We start from the raw sequence: 22,385 nt of genomic DNA, 5'->3' as shown, positions 1-22,385 counted from the left end.
TGCTCAGCCAAGCGAGCGCTTGACCTCGTCGTAGACCCAGGCGTAGGTCTTCGCGAGGCCGTCCGCCAGGGTGATCGACGGAGCCCAGTCGTAGATCTCCTTGATCAGGGTGTTGTCGGAGTTACGGCCCCGGACGCCCTGCGGGGCGGTGAGGTCGTAGTTCCGCTCGCACTTGATCCCGGCGATGTTCTCGACGATGTCGACGAGCTGGTTGATCGTGACGAGCTCGTCCGAGCCGAGGTTCACCGGCTCGTTGCTGTCGCCCTTGAGGATCATCTGGGATCCCTTGACGCAGTCGTCGATGTACATGAACGAGCGCGTCTGCTCGCCGTCGCCCCAGATGTCGATCGTGTGGTTGCCGGTGATGGCGGCGGTGGCGATCTTGCGACAGGTCGCGGCAGGCGCCTTCTCGCGGCCACCGGTCCAGGTGCCGTTCGGGCCGTAGACGTTGTGGTAGCGCGCCACCCTCGTGGTCAGACCGAAGTCCTCCTCGAAGTGGCGGCACATCCGCTCGGTGAAGAGCTTCTCCCAGCCGTAGCCGTCCTCCGGCATGGCCGGGTACGCGTCCGCCTCGACCAGCGCGGTGACGTTGGGGTCGGTCTGCTTGCCGGCGGCGTACACGCACGCGGAGGAGGAGAAGAAGAGGCGCTGGACGTTCTGGTCGCGCGCAGCCTCGAGCAGGTGCGTGCTGGTCAGCACGGTCAGCATGCAGAGGGCCTTGTTGTTCTCGATGAAGCCCATGCCGCCCATGTCGGCCGCGAGCAGGTAGACCTCGTCGGCCCCCGCGGTCGCCTCCTGGGCGTTGTCCAGCTTGGACAGGTCGGCGACGACGTTCTCGACGCCCTCGTGGACCTGGTACCACTCCTCCATCGGCTTCACGTCGACGGAGCGGACCGTCAGGCCCTGGCTCAGCAGATCGGCAACGAGATGTCCCCCGATGAAGCCGCCACCACCAGCGACCAGTACATCAACCTTGCTCACAGCGGATCCTCCTGAGATCACCAAAAGATGTGGGTGCCCGGCCCGAGAAGAGTGGACTGGACCGGCGCGACAACCTTACTGAGCCGGCTGGTACGGCGCAGGCGAATCCGGCAACCGACCAGCGCGCCACCTCCCGGCGTCACCGGGAGCGTAGGCCATCCCTGGCATGCCGGTCCGAGGGCGTCGGAGAACGGATAGGCTGCGCCAATCATGAAGCGCGCACTCATCACGGGCATCACGGGCCAGGACGGCTCCTACCTCGCCGAGCTCCTCCTCGAGAAGGGCTACGAGGTCCACGGCCTGGTCCGCCGGTCGTCCTCGATGAACCGCGGCCGGATCGACCACCTGCACAAGAACCCGGCGCTGCGCCTCCACTACGGCGACCTGACCGACGGTGTCGGCCTGGTCAACCTGATCCGCGACCACCGCCCGGACGAGGTCTACAACCTCGGCGCGCAGAGCCACGTCAAGGTGTCCTTCGAGATGCCGGACTACACGGCGTCGACGAACTCCATCGGAACCCTCAACCTGCTCGAGGCGATCCGGGCGGCCGGACTGGACTGCCGCTTCTACCAGGCCTCCACCTCCGAGATGTTCGGCTCGACGGCGCCGCCGCAGAACGAGGAGTCCAAGTTCCACCCGCGCTCGCCGTACGGGGCTTCGAAGCTGCAGGCGCACTGGGTGACGGTGAACTACCGCGAGGCGTACGGCCTGTTCGCGGTCTCCGGAATCCTCTTCAACCACGAGTCCCCGCGCCGGGGCGAGAACTTCGTGACCCGCAAGATCACCAAGGCGGTCGCCGCGATCTCGGCCGGGATCCAGGAGCACGTCGAGCTCGGCAACCTGGACGCCGTGCGCGACTGGGGTTTCGCGCCGGAGTACGTCGAGGGCATGTGGCGGATGCTGCAGGCCGACGAGCCGTCCGACTACGTGCTGGCCACCGGCATCGGGTACACCGTGCGCGACTTCTGCGAGGCCGCCTTCAGTCACGCCGGGCTCGAGTGGCGCGACCACGTGAAGTACAACGACGGGTTCGAGCGGCCCTCCGAGGTCGATGCCCTCATCGGGGACTCCTCGCGCGCGTTCACCGACCTCGGTTGGAAGGCCCAGACCACCGCGCTGGACCTGGCCCGGCTCATGGTCGACTCCGACCGGAAGGAAGTCGAGCGCCTGCTCGACCGCTAGCCCGACAACGCCGGGCCGTTCAGATCGGGGGATCTAGCAATGCCTGCACCACTGCCGTACCCGGTCCGGGTGCTCGTCAAGGGGTCGTCGCTGGTCGTGATGACGCCCGAGCGCGACGGCGCGCCCGGTGAGTACACCTTCCCGCGGTGGATCCAGAACGGCTTGCTCGACCGCGGCCGTCCGTGCGAGATCGACAACCGTGGTGTCGCCGGGGAACCGACCCGGAAGGCGTTCAACACCTGGGAGGCGCAGGTGATGGCCGGCTGCCCGGACGTCGTGGTCTACGGCTACGCGTACTACGAGTGCATCCACTCGCTGCTGCCGCACTGGCTCGAGCGCTACGTGAACACCTACAACGGCCGGACCGGGCCGGTGCGCACGCGGTTCCGCGGATACCTGGTCCGACCGCTGTGGAAGGTGCTGGCGCAGATGCAGCGCGTCGTCGACGGCCACCTGGCGGACCGCGTCTTCCGGTGGCGCGCGCAGCGGATCGCCAAGAACTACAGCCTGCTGATCCGGCGTACCAGGAGCCGCGCCGCAGGCAGCCCGCTGGTCTTCGTGCTGTCCCTCCTCGGACCAGGCGGACGCGCCGGCGGCTGGTTCCCCGGGATGCAGTCACGCATCGACACGATGAACAAGGCGCTGGTCGAGATGCTCGAGACGCTCGACGACCCCGGGGTCGTCCTCGTGCCGGTCGGCGAGCTCGCAGCGGCGCTGAACCCGCCGGAGGACCCGGTGCCGGACGGGATGCACTACACACCGCGGATGCGACGCAGCATCGGGAACTGGATCGCCGCCGAGATCGACCGACGGTTCGACCCGATTCCGCCCGACCGGGCCTCCTGACGCCGGTAATCTGGGACCTCGCCCGTCTCTCGGATCCCTGGAGTGAGTTCCCGATGACCGCCGCTCGACCGTTGCCGATCCGAGTCCTGGTGAAGGGCGCCTCGCTGATGCACGACATCTCCGAGTTCCCGCAGCGGCGGGAGGACTTCATCTTCGCCCGGGTGATCGAGGAGTCTCTGCTCGCTTCCGGCCACGGCGCCGACGTCTGGACCGCCGCGGTGGCCAGCGAGCCGGCCGCGCACGCGTTCAAGACCTGGGAGCAGCAGGTCAAGGCCTGGTCCCCCGACGTGATCATCCTCAGCTACGGCTACTACGAGGTGATCCACCTGTTCCTGCCGCGTTGGCTCGAGCGGCACGCCAACTCCTTCCGCGCCCGCCCCGGCAGGATCCGCACGTTCTACCGCAAGCAGCTGCTGCGGAAGTTCTGGGTCTCGCTCGCCAAGCTGCAAGCCGCGCTCGACCGCCGGGTCGGTGCGAGGTTCTTCGACGGCCGCGTCCGCAAGGTCGAGACCGAGCTGCGCAGCTACATCGACAAGAGCCGCAAGGTCGGCGAGCCGCTGATCATGCTGTTCGAGTTCCTGCCCACCGGCAAGCGCGGCCAGGACTGGTTCCCCGGCATGAGCGCCCGCACCGTGAAGATGAACGCGATGCTGCACCGTCTGGTCGCCGATTACGACAACCCCGAGATCATCCTGGTCCCGATCCCGGAGATCGCCGAGCGGGCGACTCCCGGCATCGAGCCCAACGCCGACGGCTTCCACTACACCGGCCCCGTGCACCAGGCCATCGGCGAGGAGATCGCCGACGAGATCCGGGCCTGGGCCAAGCAGTACCCGCGGCTGCAGCCCACCGACTGAGGCGGGCCGGGACGGCGTACCGGCCCGGGAACGCCTGGGCGCCTGCAAATGTCACGAGTGGTGCTGGTGGTGCTCCCGGTGGGCACACCGGCGACATTCGCATGCCTCCCGGCGCCGGAGCACGTCCCGAGAAGCACGGGACCCCGGCCCGCCCGAGGGCCACCGGGGTCCGCGGGGTCGATCTACTTGGTGCGCTGCAGCCAGAGCGAGGACGGCGGGTTCAGATCCTGGGCGACCGGCGTGTAGTCGGCGAAGCGCTCGATGAGGAAGTCCTCGTTGTGGTGGCGCAGCAGCGGCGTGGAGAGCTGCACCTCGAAGGACTCGTTGAAGGCCAGGAAGGCCTGGACGAGCATGACCTCCTGCCAGTACACCGGCCACCGCTCGCCGAAGAGCCAGTAGTCGGCCGGGTAGGGGTGGTTGTAGGGGAAGTGGATGTCGTGGATGTGCACGATCACGCCCGGCTTCACCCGCGGCAGCGCCTCCATGAAGAGGAACGCGACGTCGCTGTCGATCTTCAGCGCGTGCGAGGAGTCGATGAACAGCACGTCCCCCGCCTCGAGCTCCTCGAAGCGCTCCAGCGGCACGTCCTGCACGAAGCCCTCGACGAGCTCGAAGCCCTCGATCGTCCGCAGCGCGTCGAACGGGTACGGCTCGATGCAGGTGATCTTCAGCGGCGAGCCCTCGGCGGCGTTCTTCTCCGCAGCCAGGCTGGTGTAGTACGTCGAGAGACCGGAGCCGATCTCGAGGTAGCGCTTCGGCTTGTTCTCCCGCAGCGTGTAGTAGAGCGTGCGCGCATCGAACTGCGGGTATCCCGGACCGAACCCCTTGCGGGTGTTGGCGAGGTAGTCGCCGGTGACGCTGACGAACTCGTCTTCCCAGCTGTCGGCGAGGGTGGCCAGGTTCTTCTCCAGGACCGCGACGTTGATCTCGACGCCGGTCAGCGCGCTCGGCTTCTCCCAGCGCTCGCGGGTGGCCTCGATCTCGGAGAGCACCGGCAGCACCGAGTAGTAGTCGGCCTTCTTCACGATGTTGTAGCCGAACAGCCCGAAGAACCACTGCGCGGCGCGGATCCGGCGCTTTCGGATGCCGAAGAGGAAACCGTCGAGCAGGCCGACGATGCTCGCCGGTACGACGCGCGCGACGCGCTGCTTCAACGCCGGAGCAGGAGAGGAGGAAGTCATGCTGGTGAAGCTCCTTGCACCCCCGTGCCGGAAATCAACGAGGGGCATTCTTCCGAGTCCCCCCGCGACACGGACGATACCGGATCACGGCGTCCGGGATGTTTCATCCAGGAGAACTTGTCGGCCCTCCTCAGGAGCGGAAGAAGATCCCGTCCGCCTGCAGCATCTGCCCGGTGGCCGAGGCCCATCCCTGCTCGATGACCTCGAGGTGGAAGCCGGCGTCGTAGGCCAGCGAGATCGCCTCGTTCGCCAGCATGCCCCCTTCGTAGAGGGAGACGAAGGAGAGCTCGAGCTGGAGCCCGACGCTGCGAGCGAGGACGTCCGGTCCACCGGCGAGCACCTGGCGCTCGAAGCCCTGGGTATCGACCTTGAGGTACACGGTGTCGTCGGTGCCGAGGAACTCCGGCGCGACGTCGTCGAGCCGCTCGACCCGGATCGTCTCGGTGCGCACGATGTCGACGTTGGGCTCGGCCTCGCGGTGGGAGTCCTGCATCGGCAGCAACGAGCTGCTGGTGCTGTTGCTCGCCACGTTGATCTGGGCCTCGCCCGCGACGTCGCCGAGCGCGTGGTTGCGGGCGGTCCAGCGCGGATCGCCCGCGATCGCCTCGGACAGCTCGGCGTAGGAGTGCGCGAGCGGCTCGAAGGAGACGATCCGGCCGGCGTACCCGAACTGGCGCAATGCCCGTCCGAAGCCGCCGTCCGCGCCACCCACGTCGAGCACCAGGTCGACCCCGCGCGCGGTGATCAGCTTGTGCCGACGCGCCGCCGGGTGCCGGCGGATCTCGAAGCCACGCTTGTACGCCGCCATCAGGGCGGAGTTGAGCACCTTGCCCTTGAGCGACATCAGGAGGTCAGTCCGCCGTCGACCACGATCACCTGTCCGGTCAGGTACCCGTTGCCAGGCGCGGTGAGGAACTGGCAGACCCGAGCGATGTCCTCCGGGTCTCCCAGACGACCGGCCGGCGTGCGGCGGACGATCTGGTTGAGCTGGTCGGCGTCGAGACCGTGGCTCATCTCGGTCTTCAGGTAGCCCGGCGCGATGCCGTTGACGACGATGCCGCGCGAGCCGAGCTCGCGGGACAGTGCCCGGGTCAGACCGTCGAGAGCCGCCTTGGTCGCGCTGTACGTCGCCAACCCGCGGTAGCCGGACAACCCGACGATGGAGGAGATGTTCACGATGCTGCCGCTGCGGCGGGCGAGCATGCGCTTGGCGACGGCACGGGACACGTACAGCGTGCCCTTGATGTTCAGGTCGACAACGGTGTCGATGTCGTCGTCGGAGAACATCGAGTGGATCCCGTCGCGAGCGACACCGGCGTTGTTGATGAGGACGTCGATCTGCTTCCACTGCGCGACGACCGCCTTGACGAAGGCGTTCGCGTCCTCGGCCTTGGCCAGGTCGGCCGGCATCCACAGGAACCGGTCCTTGGTGGCCGGGTCGCTCATCCAGCCCTCGACCTCGGGCGTGATCGAGCGGGCGCAGGTGGCGACCAGGTCCCCGGACTCGAGGTACGAGCGGACGATCCCGGCGCCGAGACCCCGGCTGCCGCCCGTGACGATGACGACGCGCGGCTCAGCCGTGCTCACTCAGGCGCTCGCAGCGTAGAACGCGAGGATGTCGCCGACGGTCTCCGGCATGTCGCCCTCCGCGAACGGGTCCGAGCCGAGCTCGTCCTCGAGGATCGCGGACAGCTCGGCGGTCTCCAGGGAGTCCAGGCCGATGCCGTCGGCGTACAGCGAGAGCTCGGGTGACAGGCTCGCCGGCATCTTCTCGACCCGGGTCAGGAACTCGGAGATCGTCTTCTCGACGGCGGCGGGGTCGGTGCTCATGGCGTGGCAATCCGGTTCTGTGAGAGGTACAGGAAGTCGTCGTGAGACTAGCCGAACCGACCGGTCCACCTGCCGCGTTCGGAGAATGTGGTCGGGTGTGAGACGGGCGACAGGTCAGGCAGGCGCGAGGGCGCCGAGGACCTGCTGCTTGGTGGGCGCGCCGGTCGCCCGGGTGATCTCCGATCCAGACCCGTCCAGGATCAGCGTGGTCGGGGTGCGCAGGATGCCCAGACGTCGTACGACGTCGAGGTGGTGCTCCGCGTCGACCTCGAGGTGGGCGACTCCCGGGACGATGTGCGCCACGTCCTCGAGGATCCTCCTGGTCGCCCGGCACGGGGCGCAGAAGGCGGAGGAGAACTGGAGCAGCGTGTACCGCTCGCCGAGCTCGCCCTCCCACGGCGTACCGGCCAGCACCGAGGCGACCTCGCCCGTGGCCTCGACCGTCTCGCTCCCGCGGATCTTCTTCGTCCCGGTGAACCTGCCGTCGGTGAGCGCTCGGAAGATCCCGAAGGCGCCCGCGACGGCCAAGGTCGCGAGAAGGAACCAGGCGCCGGTGCTCATGGAGTGTCCAACGCCGCAGCGCGGGAAACATTCCCGACCGGATCACTCGACATAGGGATCACCCTCCCGCGAACGGCGGCAGGAACTCGACGGCCTGGCCCGGCGAGACCTCCACGGACGCCCGGTCCCGGGTGCCGACCGGCTCGTCGCCGAGCAGCACCGAGCAGGTGTCGAGCACCTTCTCCAGGCGCGAACCGGCCCCCAGGCGGGACACCGCGTCCTCGATCAGCCAGGCCAGCGTCACCGGTCCGGTGACCGCCACCTGCTCCTCGCCCACGCCTGCCAGAGCCTTGGCAGAAGCCCAGTACCGCAGTGTGATCTGACCGACGCCAGGCGGAACTGGTCCCGAAGTGGTCTCCATAACGGATATCCTCACGTATCGGCCCATCCCAGCGACACTGAGTCAGAGGGAGGAGTGCACTCACCATGAGCACCCTGCTACTGCTGACGAGCGCCTTGCAGCCTTCCGCCGAGGTGCTCCCGGGCCTGGCCCTGCTCCCCCACCAGGTGAAGATCCTCCCCGCCGAGGGAAGCGCCCTGCTGGAGGCGCCCGACTCCGACCTGGTCCTCATCGACGGCCGCCGCGACCTGGCGCACGCGCGGGACCTGTGCCGGCTGATCCGCACCACCGGCTCGGACCAGCCCGTCCTGCTCGTACTCACCGAGGGCGGCCTCGCCGTCGTCGCGGCCGACTGGGGCATCGACGACGTCCTGCTGGTCACCGCCGGCCCTGCCGAGATCGACGCCCGGATCCGGATCGCGCTCGGCCGCCAGGACGCCTCCCGCGACCCGAACGACCCCGAGGCGCACATCATCCGCGGGGGCGAGGTCGTCGTCGACGAGGCGACCTACACCGCGAAGCTCGGACGCCGCACGCTCGACCTGACCTTCAAGGAGTTCGAGCTCCTCAAGTACCTGGTGCAGCACCCGGGGCGCGTCTTCACCCGCGAGCAGCTGCTCCAGGAGGTCTGGGGCTACGACTACTTCGGGGGAACGCGTACGGTCGACGTGCACGTACGACGGTTGCGCGCCAAGCTCGGACCCGAGAACGAGTCGCTGATCGGGACCGTCCGCAACGTCGGCTACCGCTTCGTACTGCCCCCCAAGGACAAGAGCCGAGAACTCGAGGACGTGCCAGCACCGTGAGTCGTATCCGCCAGATCGATCCCGCAGACTTTGACAGCACCAGCGGCACCGGTCCGGCAGCCGAGGTCCGGCGGATCGCCGAGGCCTGCGACGTGGCCGACGGCGTCATCACCCTCAACGAGCAGGCGTGCCTGCAGCTGAAGTACCGGGGCTTGCGCGACGCGTCCCTCTGGCTCGGTGACGGCGGTTTCGCGCTGCTGCACGGGCAGATCCTGGACCTCGCCGTGCACCCGGACTCCCGCGGCCAGGGGGTCGGACTCGAGCTGGCGCGGTTGGCGCTGGCCGGCACCTCCAGGGTCGAGGCGTGGTCGCACTCCGACCACCCCGCCGCCGCGAAGATCGCCGAGCGCCTCGGCATCCCCCGCGAGCGCGAGCTGCGGATCATGAGCCGGCCGACCTCCTTGCCGCTGGCCGAGGCCGTGGTTCCCGAGGGCATCGTCATCCGCACCTTCGAGCCGTCCGACGAGCCCGAGTTCCTCGCGGTCAACGCGCACGCCTTCGCCCGGCACCCCGAGCAGGGACACATGACCTCCGAGGACTTCCGCGAGCGGGTCAACGAAGCCTGGTTCGACGCCGAGGGCCTGTTCCTCGCGGTCCCCGAGGACCCGAGCGACAAGACCATCCTCGGTTTTCACTGGACCAAGGTGCACGTGGACGAGGACCCGCCGTACGGCGAGGTCTACGTGGTCGCGACCAACCCGAAGGCAGCCGGACGCGGCCTCGGCGGCGTCCTGACGAACGTCGGTCTGCGGTACCTCGCCGACCGGGGGGTCGGCGAGGTCATCCTGTACGTCGACGGCGACAACACCCCGGCCATCGCGGTCTACGACCGGCAGGGGTTCACCACGCTGCGGACCGAGGTGCAGTACCGCGGCGCCACCCTCTGACCGCAGCGGTCAGGCCAGCGCCTCGCGCAACCGGTCGGCGATCTCAGCGGCGTACGAGCGCGCCTCGCGACCGAGACCGACGATGTTGAAGAACCCGTGGATCATCGACGGGTACCGCTTGGTCGTCACGGCGACCCCGTGGTCCGCGAGCAGCTTCGCGTAGGCCTCGCCCTCGTCGCGGAGCGGGTCGAACCCGGCCGTGACGACGTGGGCCGGCGCGAGTCCCGCGGGGAGCTCGGTGCGGCACCCCGGCGAGCCGAGCGGGTCCGCCTTGCGAGCGGGGTCCGGGAAGTACCAGGCGGTGAACTGGTCCATGCCGTCGTCGGTCAGGAAGAACCTGCGCGGACCGAACAGCTCTTGGCTGCGCGACCGGTTCTGGAAGTCGACGGCCGGGTAGATCAGCAGCTGGAAGGCCATCGGGAGGCCTGCCTCGGCGGCCTGGATCGCCGTCGTCACCGAGAGCAGGCCGCCGGCCGAGTCGCCGCCGACCGCGAGCCGGTCGGGGTCCGCGTTCAGCGCGTCCGCGTTCTTCACCATCCACTGGTACGCCGCGAAGCAGTCCTCGACCGCGGCGGGGTACGGGTGCTCGGGAGCCAGCCGGTAGTCGATCGAGAGCACCTGGACGCCCGACCTCTCGGCGAGCGCGCGGCAGGCGCCGTCGTGGCTGTCGAGGTCGCCGAGAGCCATGCCACCACCGTGGATGAACATCAGCGTCGGGACCGGGTCAGCGCCGACGCGCGAGGAGGGGATGTACAGCCGGGCCGCGATCGGGCCCTCGGCGCCGTCGACCACCAGCTCCCGGAGAGCGCCGATCGGCTGGTGGCCGGCGACCATCTGCGCCTGGGTCACCGTGACCGGTCGTGCCTCGGCCGCGCTCATGCCGACCCCGAGGGGTGGCTGGTGGGTCAGGTCCTGGAGCTTGAGCAGCATCTGCGTCTCGACCGCCAGCGTCTGGCCGTCGAGGACCACGGGCTTGCCGAGCAGGAGCCGCTGGACCTTCTCGGGGAGTCCCATCGCGGCGCGGAGCACGACGGTCTCGACCTTGGTCTGCAGGGAGGAGGGCATGCGGCAAACCTACGCCAGAAGATCTCGTCACCGTTTGTTCACCTGTGGATGGGACACTTTTCCGATGAGCATCGACACCCACGTCTCGGACGCCGACGAGGGGCCGCTGGAGTCGGCGCTGCACGTGGTTCCCTTCGACGTCGACCCGCCGTACGAGCCGGAGCTCGACGACCTCGACACCGGGGAGTTCGACGACCGGTTCCTCGACCGCGAGCTGTCCTGGCTGCGCTTCAACCAGCGCGTGCTCGAGCTGGCCGAGAACCCCAGCACTCCCCTGCTCGAACGGGCACGCTTCCTGGCGATCTTCACCAGCAACCTCGACGAGTTCTTCATGGTCCGCGTCGCCGGTCTCAAGCGCCGGATCGCGGCGGGCGTCGCCGTCCGGTCCGCCTCCGGCCTGATGCCGAAGGAGGTGCTGCAGCAGATCTGGGCGGAAGCCTCGGTCCTGATGGCCCGGCACGCCGGGGTCTTCCGGGAGCAGCTGATCCCGGCGCTGGCTGCCGAGGACATCCAGCTGGTGCGCTGGGAGGACCTCGACCGCGACGAGCAGCGCGAGTGCAAGAAGATCTTCAAGGAGCGCGTCTTCCCGGTGCTCACGCCGCTGGCCGTCGACCCTGCGCACCCGTTCCCCTACATCTCCGGGCTCTCGCTCAACCTGGCCGTCCTGGTCGCGAACCCGAAGACGGGCAAGGAGCACTTCGCCCGGGTCAAGGTGCCGCAGATCTTCAGCCGCTTCGTCCCGCTGGGCAACCAGCGCTTCGTGCCGCTCGAGGACGTGATCGGTGAGCACCTCAAGCGCCTCTTCCCGGGCATGGACGTCAAGGCCGTGCACACCTTCCGGGTCACCCGCAACGAGGACCTCGAGGTGGAGGAGGACGACGCCGAGAACCTCCTGAAGGCCCTGGAGAAGGAGCTGCTGCGCCGACGCTTCGGCCCGCCGGTGCGCCTGGAGGTGGAGGAGACGATCGACGAGCGGGTTCTCAACCTGCTCGTCTCCGAGCTCGGCGTCCGCGAGGAGGAGGTGGTGCGGCTGCCCGGCCCGCTGGACCTGCGCGGCCTGCACGACATCGCCGATCTCGACCGTGCCGACCTCAGGTTCGACACGTTCCTGCCCTCGACGCACCGGCTGCTCGCGCCGGTCGAGTCGGCGTCGCCGGTCGACATCTTCAAGGCGGTCGGACGCTCCGACGTCCTGCTGCACCACCCGTACGACTCCTTCAGCACCTCGGTGCAGCGCTTCATCGAGCAGGCAGCTGCCGACCCGCACGTGCTCGCCATCAAGCAGACCCTCTACCGGACCTCGGGAGACTCACCGATCATCGACGCCCTCGTGGATGCGGCCGAGGCCGGCAAGCAGGTGCTGGTGATCGTCGAGATCAAGGCGCGCTTCGACGAGCAGGCCAACATCCGCTGGGCCCGCAAGCTCGAGCAGGCCGGCTGCCACGTCGTCTACGGCATCGTCGGGCTCAAGACGCACTGCAAGCTCGCGATGGTGGTGCGCGAGGAGCCCGACGGGATCAAGCGCTACACCCACATCGGCACGGGCAACTACAACCCCAAGACCGCGCGGATGTACGAGGACTTCGGGCTGCTGACCACCGACGAGGCGATCGGCGAGGACATCGCGCACCTCTTCAACAACCTCTCCGGCTGGTCGCGCAACGCCCGCTACGACCAGATCATGGTGGCGCCGGACTCGGTGCGCTCCGGCCTGATCGAGCGGATCCGTGCCGAGGTCGCGCACCACCAGGCGGGCCGCCCGGCGCGGGTGCGGATCAAGGCGAACTCGGTGGTCGACGAAGCCGTGATCGACGAGCTCTACCGGGCCTCGCGCGCCGGGGTCCCGGTCGACCTGCTGATCCGCGGGATCTGCTCGGTCCGGCCCGGAGTCCCGGGCCTGAGCGAGACGATCCGGGTGCGCTCGGTCCTCGGACGCTTCCTGGAGCACAGCCGGATCTTCTGGTTCGAGAACGGCGGGGAGCCGGAGGCCTACCTCGGCTCGGCCGACATGATGCACCGCAACCTTGACCGGCGCGTCGAGGTGCTGGTGAAGCTCCCCGACGTCGATCTCGTGGCCGAGGTCGGCTCGGTGCTCGACCTGGCCTTCGACCCGGGCACTGCCGCCTGGACGCTGGGACGCGACGGTGCCTGGACTGCTGTCGAGCAGACCGGGGACGCGCCGCTGGTGAGCATGCACGACGTGCTCGTGAAGGCCCGCCGCAAGCGCTGAGCGCATCTTCCGGGGTGTTCGGGGTACTGCCCTCGCATGACCACTACCCACGGAGCACCTCCGAGCAGCGGGACCCGCACCAGCAACCTGTTCTCGATCCTCGCGATCGTGTTCGGTGCCGTCGCCGTGCTCTTCATCCCCATCCTGTTCGGCATCGCCGCCATCGTTCTGGCGGCCATCGCGCTGAACAAGGGCGAGCCGCTCGCGAAGATCGCGATGACCGTGGCGGTCATCGGCACCATCGCCGGGTTCGTGCTCGGCGCGGTCGTGTACTCGTCGATGAACTGACCTAGCAGGTCGCGAACAGCACTGGTCCGCTGTCGAGTGCCGACAGCACGTAGCCGGGGTCCGTCCGCGGCTCCAGCGTCAGCAGCACGGTGGCGCCCTCGGTCCGCGACGACGTCAGCCTGAAGTCGTCGTTGAACGATCCGCCGCGCCCCACGGCCTCGCCGACAGCGAGCTTCGCGCGCGGACGCAGGTTGGACCTCGCCTGGTCGTCGTCCTCGAACTGCTGCGCGACCGTGAGCGTGCGGTCCGGCGCCATCGCCATCACCAGCCCGGACAGCGGCGAGATCTTGCCGGCCCTGGCGACCAGCGCGTCACCCTCCTCCTGACGCTCCGCGTCGGCTGTGCCCATCGAGAGGTCGGCGCAGGCGAAGTCGCGCGACCACAGCATCGCCGCCGCCGGTTCGTCCAACGGCTCCACGACGTCGCGCGCGGACTCGAGGTCACCGAGGGAGTCCTTGTTGCCGAGCGCGACCTGCACGACCTTCTTCGCGTACTCCAGCCCGTCACTGGTGACGATGAGGTGCTCGTCCTCGAGGACGGCGACGTACTGCAGCTCGGGGGTGATGGTCGGGTCGATCGCCGCCGTCAGGTCCACCCCGCCGTCCCAGACACCGTCGTCGTCCTTCGGCTTCTTGAAACCGAGGTCCGCCAGCCGCCCCTTGACCTTGCCGAGGTCGAAGTCGTCGGGCATCCGTACGACCATCGTCGCGCCGTCGTCGCTCTGGGCGAACGCCTCCCAGCTCATCGTCGCCGGCGAGAACCCGAAGTTCTCCTGCAGCGCAGCCGCTGCCTCGTCGATGCTGGAGACCGCGGAGAAGTCCGTGTCGTACGCCTTGCTCGTCATCGCCTCGATGTCGGCGCGCTCCGGATCGTCGCCGAACTTCGCACCGAGCGCCTTGCGCACGGCCTGCCAGTCGGTGAACGAGAGTCGCTTCGTGTCGTTCGGGACCACGTCGAGCGCGGCCCGCAGACCGGTCTCGTCACCCCGCAGCAGCGGCTCGATCCCCACCTTGGAGGCGATCTTCTCGCCCGGGCCGCCGAACAGGACCGTGCCGAGGACAGCAACCAGGACCACACCCGCCGCGACGAGTGAAACGACACGTCCACGTTTGCCCACGCTGACTTCCCCAATGCTCGACTGCCGGTGACACTATCCGCATGGCCCCCAAGGACCCGGAGTCAACCGACGTCACTGCGGCCGGGGCCGTGGTGGTCCGCAAGAACGGCGGCGGCGAGGTGCTGCTGGTCCACCGACCCAAGTACGACGACTGGTCCTGGCCGAAGGGCAAGCAGGACCCCGGCGAGCACATCACCGCCACCGCGGTCCGCGAGGTGCTGGAGGAGACCGGTGTCGAGATCAGGCTCGGCCGACCGCTGACGCCGCAGCTGTACCGGGTCTCCGGCGGACGGCTGAAGACCGTGCACTACTGGATCGGCCGGGTCCTCGGTGACGCCGACGTCTCCGGGTACGCCGCCAACGACGAGATCGACCAGGTCGCCTGGTTCGACCTGGACAAGGCCCGCGCCCGTCTCACCTACAGCGATGACGTCGAGCTCCTCGAAGAGGCCGTACGCCGGCGCAAGCGCACCTCGACCCTGGTCGTCCTGCGGCACGCCCGCGCGATCAAGCGCGCGACGTGGAACGGCACCGACGACGAACGCCCGTTGACCGCCGTGGGACGGGTCCAGGGCCGCAGCCTGATCCCGGTGCTGTCGGCGTACGGGGTCTCCCGGGTGGTCTCCTCGGACAGCCTGCGCTGCCTGCGCACGGTCTCGCCGTACGCCGCGGACCAGGTGCTGCCCATCGAGGCGTCCCCCGGCCTCAACGAGGAGGACTCGACGCCGGTGACCGTAGCGTCGGCCGTCGCCGGCCTGCTCGCCTCGAAGGAGAGCGCCGTGCTGTGCAGCCACCGCCCGGTGCTGCCCGAGATCCTGGAGCGGCTCGGGGTCTCCGAGGAACCGCTGGCGCCGGGCGAGATGGTGGTCTGCCACCACCGCAAAGGGCGGGTCGTCGCGACCGAGCGCTACCAGGTCAGGTGAGCGGTAACTCCAGGTGAACAGCGAGTGACCCGCGTCTCGTTCACCCGTTCTCACGCTCAGCCGGGGGTAAATGGCGGCCTCCCGTTCACCTTGCGTTCACCTGCGTCGTCCGGGCGCGTCACTTCCTCTTCCTACGTTCGGCCGTGACAAGTCGCTGAACAACAGGAGATAGACGTGAACAGCACCGCCATCCGCCGCATCGCAGCACCCAGCATCGCGGCGCTCACCCTCGGGCTCTCGCTCGCCGCTTGTGGCGACAACGCCTCCGACGGCGGCGCCGCTGCCGGGGACCTGAGCGGCAAGCTCGCCGGCGCCGGCGCCTCCTCCCAGGAGAAGGCGCAGGAGGCCTGGTCCGTCGGGTTCCAGGGCCTCAACGAGGGCGTCACCGTGACCTACGACCCGCTGGGCTCCGGCGACGGTCGCAAGCAGTTCATCGCCAAGGGCGTGCTGTTCGCCGGTTCCGACTCCGCCCTGAACGACGACGAGGGCGAGCTCAGCGCCGCCAAGGAGCGTTGCGGCGGCGAGGACCCGATCGAGGTCCCGGCGTACGTGTCCCCGATCGCGGTTGCCTTCAACCTCGACGGCGTCGACGCGCTGAACCTGGACGCCAAGACGATCGCCCAGATCTTCGACAACAAGATCACCAAGTGGAACGACCCGGCCATCGTCGCGCAGAACCCGGACGCCAAGCTCCCGGCCACCGCAATCAGCCCGGTCCACCGCGGTGACGACTCGGGTACGACCAAGAACTTCACCGACTACCTCGGCAAGGCCGGCGACGGTGCGTGGAAGTACGAGGCCGCCGACGCGTTCCCGGTCAAGGGTGGCGAGGCCGCCGAGGGCACCTCCGGTGTCATCGCCGCGATCACCAACGGCAAGGGCACGATCGGGTACGCCGACGAGAGCCAGGTCGGCGACCTGTCGGTCGTCAGCGTGAAGGTCGGCGACACCTACACCGCCCCCTCCGCAGAGGGCGCTGCCAAGGTCGTCGCGATCTCGCCCGCCGCCGAGGGACGCCCCGATGTGGACATGGCCGTGGCGCTCGACCGGACGACCACCGAGGCCGGCGCCTACCCCGTCGTCCTGCTGTCGTACCTGATCGCCTGCCAGCACTACGACAACGAGAACGACGCCGCGCTCGTCAAGGGCTACCTGAGCTACGCGGTCTCCGAGGACGGCCAGGCCGCCGCCAAGGAGAACGCCGGTTCCGCCCCGCTCGACGCCGAGGTGGCCGCCAAGGCCCAGTCGATCGTCGACAAGATCGCCGCGAAGTAAGCAAACCCGGGTGCGTGCGACGGGCTCAGGCCCGCCGCACGCACCGCCGGTTCTCCCGAAGGAACTAACCCCGTGGCCATGACTGAAGTCGAGAAGCCGTCGCCCCCGACGAGCTCGGCACCCGTACGTCGGATCGGCGACCGCATCTTCGCCGGTCTCTCGCGCAGCGCCGCGATCACGATCGTGATCGCCCTCGCTGGAGTCTTCCTGTTCCTGTTCATCGAGGGCTTCCCCGGCCTGAGCCAGGACGCGTCGTTCTACGGTCCGGACTCCACCAACTTCCTCGGGTACGTGTGGCCGCTGCTCTACGGCACCGTGCTCGCCGCCACGATCGCGGTGCTCGTCGCCGCTCCGCTGGCGTTCGGGATCGCCCTGGTGATCAGCCACTACGCGCCGCGACCGGTCGCGGTCACCGCCGGCTACCTGATCGACCTGCTCGCCGCCGTACCGAGCGTGGTCTTCGGCCTCTGGGGCATCAGCGTCCTGGCCGTCAAGATCGCGCCGGTCTACAACTGGCTCTACGAGCACGCGAGCTGGATCCCGTTCTTCGCCGGGCCGCCGTCGACGACCGGTCGCACCATCCTCACCGCGGGCATCGTGCTCGCGATCATGATCCTGCCGATCATCACCGCGATCACCCGCGAGATCTTCATGCAGACCCCGCGCCTCAACGAGGAGGCCGCCCTGGCCCTCGGCGCGACCCGCTGGGAGATGATCCGCCTGTCGGTCTTCCCCTACGCCCGCTCGGGCATGGTCTCCGCGGTGATGCTCGGCCTCGGTCGCGCGCTCGGCGAGACGATGGCCGTCGCCATGATCCTCTCGGCCAGCGGCGGCATCACGCTGAACCTGATCAGCACGTCCAACCCCGCCAGCATCGCCTCGAACATCGCGTCGAACTACAAGGAAGGCACCCCGGCCAAGGTCGAGGTCCTGATCGCGACCGGCCTGGTGCTGTTCCTGGTGACCTTCGCGGTGAACTTCGCCGCCCGCTGGGTCATCGGCCGTAGCGAACGGAAGCTGAACGCATGAGCACCGCTGTCCTCGCCCCGGCCACGCCGCTCGGCCTGGCCCGTCCGCGACTCCCCCGGTGGGCCCCGCTGCTGACGGCCGGCTTAGCGATCGCGCTCGGCGCGCTGGTCATGCTGACCCTCGACTGGGGCGTCGCCGGCTGGATCGCCGTGGCCGCGATCGCGTTCCTGGTCGCGCTCCCCAGCTGGTCCTACGCCGTCGAGGGTCGCCGGGCTGCCGTCGACCGCAACATGACGAACCTCGTGTGGACGGCGTTCATCATCGCGCTGGTCCCGCTGCTGTCCCTGATCTGGACGGTGATCTCCAAGGGTGCGCCGCAGATCAACGGCACCTTCCTGGGCACCTCGATGTTCCGGACGAGCCTGAGCCAGCCGATCGGCATCTACCACGCGCTGATCGGCACGCTGCTGATCACGCTGTTCGCCGCGCTGCTCGCCGTACCGATCGGCATCTTCTCCGCGATCTACCTCGTCGAGTACGGCAACAAGGGCCGGCTCGCGCGCGTCATCACCTTCCTGGTCGACGTGATGACGGGTATCCCCTCGATCGTGGCCGGCCTGTTCGCGTTCGCGCTGTTCTCGCTGATCTTCGGGCCGTCGGTCCGGATGGGCTTCGGCGGGTCGGTCGCGCTCGCGCTGCTGATGATCCCGATCGTCGTCCGGGCCACCGAGGAGATGCTGCGCCTGGTGCCCTCGGACCTGCGCGAGGCGTCGTACGCCCTTGGTGTGCCGAAGTGGCGCACCATCGCCAAGGTGGTCCTGCCGACCGCGCTCGGCGGCATCGTCTCCGGTGTCACGCTCGCGATCGCTCGCGTCGTCGGCGAGACCGCGCCGCTGCTGATCATCGCGGGTCTGACCACCCAGACGAACTGGAACGTCTTCAGCGACCGGATGACCACCCTGCCGGTGCTGATCTTCACGCAGAACGCCAACCCTGGCGTCCCGAAGCCCGGCCACGACATGCTGCCCGGTGTCGAGGTCGCGTGGGGCGGCGCGTTCGTCCTGATCGTGATCGTGATGCTGCTGAACCTCGTCGCCCGCATCGTCGGGAAGATCTTCGCGCCGAAGACCGGCCACTAGAAGCTAAGAAGGAAACGAACTCATGGCCAAGAGCATCGACGTCTCTGACCTCAACATCTACTACGGGGACTTCCTCGCCGTCGAGGGCGTCAACATGACGATCACGGCGCGCTCGGTGACCGCGCTGATCGGACCCTCGGGCTGCGGCAAGTCCACCTTCCTCAGGACCCTGAACCGGATGCACGAGGTCATCCCCGGCGCCCGCGTCGAGGGCAAGGTCCTCGTTGACGGACAGTCGCTCTACGACCCGAACATCGACCCGGTCGAGGTCCGCCGGATGATCGGCATGGTCTTCCAGCGCCCGAACCCGTTCCCGACGATGTCCATCGCCGAGAACGTGCTCGCCGGTCTGCGCCTGAACAACAAGAAGCTCTCGAAGTCCGACGCCGAGGCCGTCGTCGAAAAGGCCCTGCGCGGAGCCAACCTCTGGAACGAGGTCAAGGACCGGCTCAGCAAGCCCGGCATGGGCCTCTCGGGTGGCCAGCAGCAGCGCCTCTGCATCGCCCGCGCCATCGCCGTCGAACCGCAGATCCTGCTCATGGACGAGCCCTGCTCCGCCCTCGACCCGATCTCGACCTCGGCCATCGAGGACCTGATCCACGAGCTCAAGGAGCAGTACACGATCGTCATCGTGACCCACAACATGCAGCAGGCCGCCCGAGTCTCCGAGGACACCGCCTTCTTCAACCTCGCCGCCACCGGCAAGCCCGGCCGCCTGATCGAGATGAACCCCACCAAGAAGATCTTCAGCGTCCCGGACGAGGAGGCCACCGAGGCCTACATCTCCGGCCGGTTCGGGTAGGTCCTTCGGCTTCTGGTCCTGCGGCCCCGGCGCGCCCACACCTGCGAATGTGGCGCACGGGGCCGTTCGGCTACCCAGCAACACCTCCACCGACATTCGCATGTCTCCGGGCAGTCGCCACCGCATCCGCCAGCACCCTCAGCACGTACGCCGGCCGGAACATCACCTGCGACCAGCTGAACCGGACGAGCACCATGCCCAGCAGTGCGAACGCGTTGTACCGCTCGCAGTCGCGGGTCAGCGCCGCACGTTCGCCGTGCCACTCGAAGCTCTCCGCCTCGATGATGATCCCGAGCTCGGGGTCGGTGAAGTCCGGCCACACCTTCTTGCCGCTCGGGAGCTGCACCGTCAGCTGCGGCACGACGTTGAGCCCGGGCACCGTGGACGCGAGCGCGTGCAGCACGGACTCGTAGGCGTTCGCCGTACGGCTGCTCGCCAGCTCGGCGAGCGCGCGCGCCCGTGCCCGGCCGCGACCACGCATCCGGTCGGCGAGTGATCGGAGCGCAGCGTGGGAGATGTCTCCGACCCGCAGCGCGCTCTCGACGATGGGGAGCGACTCCTCCAGCGGGAGCATGCGCATGCAGTCGACGAGCGTCCGACTCCGCGTGGTCACGCCGCCGTTCACATCGCCGGGCGGAAGGTCGGACCAGTGCGGTACGACGATGCCGCGCTCCGACGGCTCGACCCGCCTGTTGCGCGGAACCGTGACATCGGGCAGCTTCGGCACCTGACGCTGAGCCCATCCGTGGTGCTGCGCAGCACTGCGCATCGAGAGCACCCCCCGTACGGCGCTCGCCGCCTTCCGCGCATCGCTCAGGGTCGACGTGACGTACCGACCCCGTCCGACCCTCTCGATGCTCCCGCGCGCAATCGCCCGCTCGACCTCGGTCCGCCCGTACCGCGCGACCAGGTCCGCCCACTGCCCGACGCCGCCCAGTGCTCGCATGTGCCCTGTCAGATCCATCCGCGGATGGTTGTCCGGTTCGGGGGTGGCGTGTTCGGGCCGGGGCTGGGGCTGGGTACAACCGCCCCCACCCCTGCGAATGTGGATGGCGAGCGTGCCGATCGCCCCACCAGCCCCGGGCGCGACATTTGCAGGCCCCCAGGCGACCCGAGGCTGGACCCCAGACCCAGAACCGGCGGACCTACGGCAGCTGGAACACGAACTTCAGCACCAGGTACACCGCGGCGGCGGCGGCGCCGGCGGCGGGGAAGGTGAGGACCCAGGCGGTGAGGATGGTGCGGGCGACGCCCCAGCGGACGGAGGAGAAGCGCTTGGTGGCGCCGGAACCCATGATCGCGGAGGTGATCGTGTGGGTGGTGGAGATCGGGGCGTGGAAGACGAAGGCGGTCGTGTAGAGGACGCTCGCGCCGACTGCCTCGGCTGCGAAGCCGCGGGCCGGGTCGAGGTGGATGATCTTCCGGCCGAGGGTGCGCATGATCCGGAAGCCACCGGCGTACGTGCCGGCGGAGATGGCGGTCGCGGCGGCGAGGATGACCCAGAGCGGGAGGTCGCCGTCGGCGTACGTCGCGGGGTACGCCGTGATGAGGGCCAGGAAGATGACGCCCATCGTCTTCTGGGCGTCCTGGAGGCCGTGACCCAGGGCGAGCGCTGCGGCCGAGAACGTCTGGGCGAGGCGGAAGCCGCGGAAGACCTTGTGCGGGCTGCGGCGACGGAAGATCCACATGATCGAGAGCATCACCACGAAGGCGAACGCGAAGCCGAACAGCGGCGAGGCGACCATCGGGATGACGACCTTCTCCAGGATCTTCGCCCAGTGCACCGAGATGCCGTTGTCGGTGAAGACGCTGGCAATGAGCGCCGAGCCGACGAGGCCACCGATCAGGGCGTGCGACGAGGACGACGGCAGGCCGAAGTACCAGGTGATCAGGTTCCAGGTGATGGCGCCGAGCAGGCCGGCCATCACGATGATCAGACCGTGCGTGCTGTCCGGTACGTCGACCACGTCCTTGACGGTGTTCGCGATCTCCTGACCCAGGAGCGCGCCGACGAAGTTCATGATCGCCGCCAGCGTCAGCGCGACCCGCGGCGTCAGGGCGCGCGTCGAGACCGAGGTGGCGATCGCGTTGGCGGCGTCGTGGAAGCCGTTCGTGTAGTCGAAGACGAGAGCAACGACCACCACCGCGATGACGATGGCAAGCGTCACCGCTCAGGACTCCTTGACGTAGATCTGCTCAACGATGTTCGCGACCTTCTCGAACCCGTCGATCGCGTGCTCCAGGGAGTCGACGATGTCCTTGAGCTTCATGACCTCGAGCGCCTCGTACTGACCGCTGAACAGCTTGGCCAGGATGCGCCGGTAGCTCTTGTCACCGGTGTTCTCGAGCCGGTTGATCTCGATCCAGTACTCCTCGAGGTCCTTCAGGCTCTGCAGCCGGGGCATGGACTCGGCGGTCACCTCGGCGCAGCGCTGCAGCACCTCGATCTGCTCGGTCACACCCTCGGGGAGGTGGTCGACCTCGTAGAGGAGCACCAGGTCGACGGCCTCCTCCATGTAGTCCATGACGTCGTCCAGCACCGACGACAGCGCGTAGATGTCCTCGCGGTCGAACGGCGTGACGAAGGTGCTGTTCACCCGGCGTACGACCTCGTGGGTGGTCTCGTCCGCCTGGTGCTCGGCCTCGCGCATGCGGGCGGCGAGATCAGCACGGTCCTTGCCCTCGTCGAGAAGCTCCGCGAGGAGCGCGGCGCCGTCGACGAGGTGTACCGCCTGAGCGGTGAGCAGCGTGTAGAACGCGGTGTCTACAGGCTTGAAGCTGAACGCCACAGTGAACTCCAGGAGAGCAGGATCGGAACGGCACACATGCTAGGTGGTGATCATGGCGGCAACGCAAGCCGGAGCGCTACCCAGGGTCGACTAACCGGGCCCCTGAGCGGGAGGGGCGGGCCGGGTGGTTACCTGAATCACAGGCAGCCGGCCCTCGGGCCTCAGCCGAGACCGAGCAACCGGTCGATCTCCTCGGCCGTCAGAGGGCCGGTCGACTGGTTCGCAGCGGCGATCAGGGTGGTGGTCAGCTCGACCTCGTCGAGCAGGTCGGAGTCCTCGAGCTCGATGTCGAACGGGTCGCTGCTCACCACTGA

At 68.6% G+C, this 22,385-nt stretch carries 25 protein-coding genes; 12 read left to right on the top strand and 13 right to left on the bottom strand.

The window, feature by feature from the left end:
* Positions 1 to 3 precede the first annotated feature (3 nt).
* A complete protein-coding gene (locus ABIE44_RS11510) occupies positions 4 to 981 on the bottom strand; it encodes an NAD-dependent epimerase/dehydratase family protein (protein ID WP_209717822.1) in 978 nt (325 codons plus the stop codon).
* 210 nt (positions 982 to 1,191) lie between these two features.
* On the opposite strand from ABIE44_RS11510, the gene gmd reads away from it, so the two are divergent.
* Genes gmd through ABIE44_RS11495 form a run of 3 tightly spaced genes read left to right on the top strand, consistent with a single transcriptional unit; the run spans position 1,192 to position 3,869 of the window.
* On the top strand, positions 1,192 to 2,166 hold the full coding sequence (gene gmd / locus ABIE44_RS11505; RefSeq protein ID WP_354438020.1) for a GDP-mannose 4,6-dehydratase: 975 nt from the start codon (positions 1,192 to 1,194) through the stop codon (positions 2,164 to 2,166).
* A gap of 39 nt (positions 2,167 to 2,205) precedes the next feature.
* Positions 2,206 to 3,012 carry an SGNH/GDSL hydrolase family protein gene (locus tag ABIE44_RS11500; protein ID WP_209717825.1) on the top strand — a complete coding sequence of 269 codons (807 nt, stop codon included), beginning with the start codon at positions 2,206 to 2,208 and terminating at the stop codon, positions 3,010 to 3,012.
* Between the two features lie 53 nt (positions 3,013 to 3,065).
* Positions 3,066 to 3,869, top strand: a complete 804-nt coding sequence (locus ABIE44_RS11495; RefSeq protein WP_209717828.1) for an SGNH/GDSL hydrolase family protein — start codon at positions 3,066 to 3,068, stop codon at positions 3,867 to 3,869.
* 182 nt (positions 3,870 to 4,051) lie between these two features.
* On the opposite strand, the gene ABIE44_RS11490 is transcribed toward ABIE44_RS11495, so the two are convergent.
* From ABIE44_RS11490 to ABIE44_RS11465, 6 genes are all read right to left on the bottom strand, one after another.
* Positions 4,052 to 5,050, bottom strand: a complete 999-nt coding sequence (locus ABIE44_RS11490) for a class I SAM-dependent methyltransferase (RefSeq protein ID WP_209717830.1) — start codon at positions 5,048 to 5,050, stop codon at positions 4,052 to 4,054.
* Between the two features lie 130 nt (positions 5,051 to 5,180).
* The gene (locus tag ABIE44_RS11485; RefSeq protein ID WP_209717833.1) at positions 5,181 to 5,894 is read right to left on the bottom strand and encodes an FkbM family methyltransferase; all 714 of its coding nucleotides are present in this window, start codon (positions 5,892 to 5,894) and stop codon (positions 5,181 to 5,183) included.
* Positions 5,894 to 6,637 (bottom strand): SDR family NAD(P)-dependent oxidoreductase, encoded by a 744-nt coding sequence (locus ABIE44_RS11480; protein WP_209717838.1) that lies wholly within the window; start codon positions 6,635 to 6,637, stop codon positions 5,894 to 5,896. The genes ABIE44_RS11485 and ABIE44_RS11480 overlap by 1 nt, the downstream gene beginning before the upstream one ends.
* Complete coding sequence (locus ABIE44_RS11475; protein WP_209717841.1) at positions 6,638 to 6,880, bottom strand: hypothetical protein; 243 nt, start codon at positions 6,878 to 6,880, stop codon at positions 6,638 to 6,640.
* 114 nt (positions 6,881 to 6,994) lie between these two features.
* On the bottom strand, positions 6,995 to 7,441 hold the full coding sequence (locus ABIE44_RS11470) for a thioredoxin family protein (RefSeq protein ID WP_209717843.1): 447 nt from the start codon (positions 7,439 to 7,441) through the stop codon (positions 6,995 to 6,997).
* 58 nt (positions 7,442 to 7,499) lie between these two features.
* Complete coding sequence (locus tag ABIE44_RS11465) at positions 7,500 to 7,802, bottom strand: MoaD/ThiS family protein (RefSeq protein ID WP_209717846.1); 303 nt, start codon at positions 7,800 to 7,802, stop codon at positions 7,500 to 7,502.
* 65 nt (positions 7,803 to 7,867) lie between these two features.
* On the opposite strand from ABIE44_RS11465, the gene ABIE44_RS11460 reads away from it, so the two are divergent.
* Positions 7,868 to 8,587 carry a winged helix-turn-helix domain-containing protein gene (locus ABIE44_RS11460; protein ID WP_209717849.1) on the top strand — a complete coding sequence of 240 codons (720 nt, stop codon included), beginning with the start codon at positions 7,868 to 7,870 and terminating at the stop codon, positions 8,585 to 8,587.
* Complete coding sequence (gene mshD / locus ABIE44_RS11455; protein WP_354438019.1) at positions 8,584 to 9,474, top strand: mycothiol synthase; 891 nt, start codon at positions 8,584 to 8,586, stop codon at positions 9,472 to 9,474. Before ABIE44_RS11460 ends, mshD begins: the two co-directional genes overlap by 4 nt.
* A 9-nt stretch (positions 9,475 to 9,483) precedes the next feature.
* Here the strand turns inward: mshD and ABIE44_RS11450 are convergent, their stop codons facing one another.
* On the bottom strand, positions 9,484 to 10,539 hold the full coding sequence (locus tag ABIE44_RS11450) for an alpha/beta hydrolase (RefSeq protein ID WP_209717852.1): 1,056 nt from the start codon (positions 10,537 to 10,539) through the stop codon (positions 9,484 to 9,486).
* Positions 10,540 to 10,603: 64 nt separating this feature from the next.
* Between ABIE44_RS11450 and ABIE44_RS11445 the strand changes: the two genes are divergently transcribed.
* Positions 10,604 to 12,769 (top strand): RNA degradosome polyphosphate kinase, encoded by a 2,166-nt coding sequence (locus ABIE44_RS11445; RefSeq protein ID WP_209717855.1) that lies wholly within the window; start codon positions 10,604 to 10,606, stop codon positions 12,767 to 12,769.
* A gap of 36 nt (positions 12,770 to 12,805) precedes the next feature.
* Positions 12,806 to 13,057 (top strand): hypothetical protein, encoded by a 252-nt coding sequence (locus ABIE44_RS11440; protein ID WP_209717858.1) that lies wholly within the window; start codon positions 12,806 to 12,808, stop codon positions 13,055 to 13,057.
* A gap of 1 nt (position 13,058) precedes the next feature.
* Here the strand turns inward: ABIE44_RS11440 and ABIE44_RS11435 are convergent, their stop codons facing one another.
* Positions 13,059 to 14,174, bottom strand: coding sequence for a hypothetical protein (locus ABIE44_RS11435; RefSeq protein WP_209717870.1), 1,116 nt, complete (start codon positions 14,172 to 14,174; stop codon positions 13,059 to 13,061).
* A gap of 41 nt (positions 14,175 to 14,215) precedes the next feature.
* Between ABIE44_RS11435 and ABIE44_RS11430 the strand changes: the two genes are divergently transcribed.
* The 5 genes from ABIE44_RS11430 (at position 14,216) to pstB (ending at position 19,282) form a co-directional block, all read left to right on the top strand.
* A complete protein-coding gene (locus tag ABIE44_RS11430; protein ID WP_209717873.1) occupies positions 14,216 to 15,097 on the top strand; it encodes an NUDIX hydrolase in 882 nt (293 codons plus the stop codon).
* A 174-nt stretch (positions 15,098 to 15,271) separates the two neighbouring features.
* Positions 15,272 to 16,372 (top strand): phosphate ABC transporter substrate-binding protein PstS, encoded by a 1,101-nt coding sequence (locus tag ABIE44_RS11425; protein ID WP_209717876.1) that lies wholly within the window; start codon positions 15,272 to 15,274, stop codon positions 16,370 to 16,372.
* Positions 16,373 to 16,450: 78 nt separating this feature from the next.
* Positions 16,451 to 17,401 carry a phosphate ABC transporter permease subunit PstC gene (gene pstC, locus ABIE44_RS11420; RefSeq protein WP_209717879.1) on the top strand — a complete coding sequence of 317 codons (951 nt, stop codon included), beginning with the start codon at positions 16,451 to 16,453 and terminating at the stop codon, positions 17,399 to 17,401.
* Positions 17,398 to 18,480 (top strand): phosphate ABC transporter permease PstA, encoded by a 1,083-nt coding sequence (gene pstA / locus ABIE44_RS11415; protein WP_209717882.1) that lies wholly within the window; start codon positions 17,398 to 17,400, stop codon positions 18,478 to 18,480. Before pstC ends, pstA begins: the two co-directional genes overlap by 4 nt.
* A 22-nt stretch (positions 18,481 to 18,502) precedes the next feature.
* Entirely contained in the window at positions 18,503 to 19,282 is a 780-nt protein-coding gene (pstB, locus tag ABIE44_RS11410; RefSeq protein WP_209717885.1) for a phosphate ABC transporter ATP-binding protein PstB, read from the top strand.
* 70 nt (positions 19,283 to 19,352) lie between these two features.
* On the opposite strand, the gene ABIE44_RS11405 is transcribed toward pstB, so the two are convergent.
* The 4 genes from ABIE44_RS11405 to ABIE44_RS11390 all read right to left on the bottom strand — a co-directional run bounded on the left by ABIE44_RS11405 (position 19,353) and on the right by ABIE44_RS11390 (position 22,379).
* Positions 19,353 to 20,246: a hypothetical protein gene (locus tag ABIE44_RS11405; RefSeq protein WP_209717888.1), complete on the bottom strand. Its 894-nt coding sequence runs from the start codon at positions 20,244 to 20,246 to the stop codon at positions 19,353 to 19,355.
* 181 nt (positions 20,247 to 20,427) lie between these two features.
* Complete coding sequence (locus ABIE44_RS11400; RefSeq protein WP_209717891.1) at positions 20,428 to 21,450, bottom strand: inorganic phosphate transporter; 1,023 nt, start codon at positions 21,448 to 21,450, stop codon at positions 20,428 to 20,430.
* A 3-nt stretch (positions 21,451 to 21,453) separates the two neighbouring features.
* Positions 21,454 to 22,071 carry a DUF47 domain-containing protein gene (locus tag ABIE44_RS11395; RefSeq protein ID WP_209717894.1) on the bottom strand — a complete coding sequence of 206 codons (618 nt, stop codon included), beginning with the start codon at positions 22,069 to 22,071 and terminating at the stop codon, positions 21,454 to 21,456.
* 161 nt (positions 22,072 to 22,232) lie between these two features.
* A complete protein-coding gene (locus ABIE44_RS11390; RefSeq protein ID WP_209717897.1) occupies positions 22,233 to 22,379 on the bottom strand; it encodes a hypothetical protein in 147 nt (48 codons plus the stop codon).
* Positions 22,380 to 22,385 lie beyond the last annotated feature (6 nt).

This window comes from Marmoricola sp. OAE513 (assembly GCF_040546585.1).
Classification (GTDB): Bacteria; Actinomycetota; Actinomycetes; order Propionibacteriales; family Nocardioidaceae; genus Marmoricola.
Note: the sequence above shows the minus strand (reverse complement) of the source record. Positions and strands in the feature narration are given on the sequence as shown.